The sequence below is a fragment of the Bacillus sp. S4 genome, from assembly GCF_040838205.1.
Lineage (GTDB): Bacteria > Bacillota > Bacilli > Bacillales > Bacillaceae_G > Bacillus_A > Bacillus_A cereus_U.
This window is the reverse complement of record NZ_JBFPJI010000331.1, coordinates 1-3,412: the sequence shown is the minus strand read 5'-3', so window position 1 is coordinate 3,412 and position 3,412 is coordinate 1. Positions and strand designations below refer to the sequence as shown.

Below are 3,412 nucleotides of genomic sequence, written 5' to 3'. Positions count from 1 at the left end.
ATAATAAATTACAGTTATATATTTCTTAAGTTTTAAATTAAAATAGGATAATCTATTTAAAAAATACAAATTAAATGAAAGGAGAAATAATATGAATGAGAATCAACCAATCAATATGAATACAACGGAAGTAAAGGAGTATTTAAGCGTTAGTAGTTTCGTTGTTAATAATCTTATGAAGCAGGGACAATTAATTCCAATCAATAAAGATACATGGCGATTAGATGGGAGTTTCCTTTTTAGAAAAGAGGATGTAGACTCAATTAAAAAGGAAAGGGAGATAGAAGGTCTTACTTTATACCAGGCTAGTAAAAAATACGATATAAGTACATATCAATTAGAAAAATGGTTAGAAGATGGAGAATTGACAGCTACTATACAGGAATATCGTAACCGTGAGACTAAATTCCTTCAAGAAGAAGAGTTAGGCAAGCTTGTACATCGATTGGATCAATCGAATGCAATGTATACATTCTCTCAAAAGTATCATACTGTACTTTTCCAAAGATATATCCAGGGGAATACAATAGCAAGAGTCATTACTATCCCTAAGCGTGGAGATATTACACTAATTGATGAATTTGAAAGTGAATTCACCTTAAAAGAAGCAAAAAAATCGGGATATGAACCTGCATACGAGTTATATGATAAACCTCGTAGCCATCATCAAAGGTTTGTTAAGTTTCGTATACCTAAGTCTGATCAATTACGTAGTAGTTCTTTTCAGCTGGTTGACTTGATTCTACAGTATGTCTCACCAAGAAATTTGAAAATTTCAGAAGAAGCAGGCTTTTGGTATTTTGATGTACGCCAATCTCTTATTGAATTACCAATGGGTATGCAAATGGAATGGATTGAAAGTTTATCACCATATTTAATAGAAGGAAGATTAGTAAAACGCGTTAATAATAGTGTGTATTTAGATAGCAGCAGCGTGACAAAACCAGTTACGATATCCAGTAAAGAATATCAAGCTATTCATAAAATAGTCGAAGAAACAAACAGCACTATTGAAGAATTTATTGCGTCCGCTATTCGCGACAAAATCAATTACTATCAAAATACACAATAAACGTATTTAAAAGCCATTTTAGGTATAACGAGAATTGATAATCATATAATGATACAGAAAGGTCTTTTCCTGGTAGCTACCTCTTATACACCAAAAAGACACCTAATTAAGGTGTCTTTTTACTTTTTACTTTTCACCTTTCGAGAAGAACAAGCATATATTAAAGTATAGGACGAGCTTAACCGCTCCACCTTTATTCCGATTTTCAGTTAAAACTCCTTATCACATTAAGAGTATCCACCGCCCTGGATGCTCTCTTTTTATTGAACAAAATGGGCATTTAATGTTCTGTAGGCGCAGACATAGAGGCAGTAATAACCGTAGAAATTGGTGAAATCCTTTGAAAGAGCGTTTTTCTTCACAGCACTCGTTTTTTTGTTCATGGATTTTCTAAACTCTTTATTGATAATACTTAAATATGAAGAATGTAGTTGAGATTCGATTGAAGTTCTAACAAAACAACCGAATATGATTAATTAGTACAACCATCGGTCAATTAACAAATGCTTGTACTAGTTTAGTAATGATAAATACGATTGGGAAAGATGTATAAAATAAAGATTCAACATGGAAATAACTCGTATACATTCACACCGTTAAAGGTTGTCTCATAACATATAAGGATTGTTCTATTAAGATATTAGAGGGATGTGAGTATATGGAAGACTTAAATGTGAAAATTGATAGTCTAAAATCAGAACAAAAAGAGATCATGCGTGATATTCGTAATTTAGAAACTCGAATAATAATTAACGAGAAAGACATTTCTACAATTAATAAGCAATTAGAAAAAATCAGCACGAATACCTCTTGGATTTTACGGATTATTATCAGTACGATAATTATGGCCGTTCTAGGTTTGATACTAAGAGGGACAATTTAAAATTCCCAAAAGTACTTTTTGAAGAGAGACAAGTGTCTCTCTATTTATTTTGAGGAGACGCATGTCGGAAAAAGATAAAATACTAACTTGAATCATATTTCTCAAAAGTAAATGTAAATAAGTAACCTCAACTATTGAAACTACATAATCCTTATAAATACCTCTATTCATGAGTTTATTTAGCAATTCTTCTTCACCTGTCGTTCCATCTTTAAGACCCATACCAATGACAATACAAATCCTTCCATGAAAGAGTCCATATTCAAGTACCATCATCCTTCCTGTTCAAGAGTAATTATCTTTCATACTTTTTCACATAACGATCTATATTATGTGAAAAAGTCATTATCCTGACTAATAAGCAATACTATAAGAAGAAAATATAATGGAGGTGAAATCATGGGGGTTGTTAACGCGACAGATGCAGATATTGCACTTTTAGCAAGATTACTGAGAGCAGAAGCCGAAGGAGAAGGAATTCAGGGTATGTTGCTCGTCGGAAATGTAGGAATTAACCGAATAAGAGCCAATTGTTCCGATTTTAAAAATCTTCGTACCATTAGACAAATGATTTACCAAGAACACGCATTTGAAGCTGTTACTCACGGTTATTTCTATCAAAGAGCAAGAGAAAGTGAAAAACGCTTAGCTCGTCGAGTAATCAATGGAGAGAGGTACTGGCCTGGGAAATTTAGTTTATGGTATTTTAGGCCACCAGGTGATTGTCCTCAACAATGGTATAATCAGCCTTTTGTCGGGCGTTATAAAAAACACTGTTTTTTTCAACCAACAGCCGCAACTTGTGAACAGGTTTATAACACATTTTAAACAATGATAAAAACAATCTGTAATTAAAGAAAGTATAAAAGAGCGTTAATTTAACACTTTTTTGCTAGTTTTAGGAGTGGCGTCAGGATTTTGCAGATTTACAATGTTAAGATAAAAAACTTTGTATCAATAGGGTTTCTCCTATTGAAATGTGAAGTTAGTGAACTACTCACCACTTAGCTGACGCTTGAAGTGGGAGCTAAGTGGGAAGTAAGTGATTTTTACTAGCCACTTATGTTGACCAAGCTAACAGGGTAGTCCCTCCCCCTAAAAATAGTATGAGTACGTTAGACACATATACGCTACTTTCTTCGCCTGGTTTTCACATATTTCAGTAGCGCAGGACGATAGAACGTTGAAGATTTTACGTTGTAAACGAATTTCCTACAACAACCTTATATCTTCAGTTTTGAAAGAGCAATTTGTACAAAAGTATATGGTAGCAAATATGTTGGCTTACGCCAACCGAAATTCATCTTCCACTTACCTTTGGGCTATCGTCTTGCACACGCTTGAGTAAGGAGAATTCTTTCGGGAAGTGCGGTTAGAAATAATTTAAAGAAATCTAGATAAAACAAAAAAACACAGATAAATTTCTTTAAATAGACTAAACTAATAGGAGGATATTA

Annotated in this window: 4 protein-coding genes; 3 read left to right on the top strand and 1 reads right to left on the bottom strand. The window is 33.2% G+C overall.

The window, feature by feature from the left end; genetic code table 11:
• The first annotated feature begins 91 nt into the window (after positions 1-91).
• Positions 92-1,072 (top strand): hypothetical protein, encoded by a 981-nt coding sequence (locus tag AB3X48_RS19490; protein WP_016103968.1) that lies wholly within the window; start codon positions 92-94, stop codon positions 1,070-1,072.
• A gap of 658 nt (positions 1,073-1,730) precedes the next feature.
• Complete coding sequence (locus AB3X48_RS19485) at positions 1,731-1,955, top strand: hemolysin XhlA family protein (RefSeq protein ID WP_002151817.1); 225 nt, start codon at positions 1,731-1,733, stop codon at positions 1,953-1,955.
• Here AB3X48_RS19485 and AB3X48_RS19480 read toward each other — a convergent pair.
• Complete coding sequence (locus tag AB3X48_RS19480) at positions 1,938-2,228, bottom strand: hypothetical protein (protein WP_016103967.1); 291 nt, start codon at positions 2,226-2,228, stop codon at positions 1,938-1,940. The two genes, AB3X48_RS19485 and AB3X48_RS19480, sit on opposite strands and share 18 nt — an antisense overlap.
• 126 nt (positions 2,229-2,354) lie before the next feature.
• On the opposite strand from AB3X48_RS19480, the gene AB3X48_RS19475 reads away from it, so the two are divergent.
• On the top strand, positions 2,355-2,783 hold the full coding sequence (locus AB3X48_RS19475) for a cell wall hydrolase (RefSeq protein WP_016103966.1): 429 nt from the start codon (positions 2,355-2,357) through the stop codon (positions 2,781-2,783).
• Positions 2,784-3,412 lie beyond the last annotated feature (629 nt).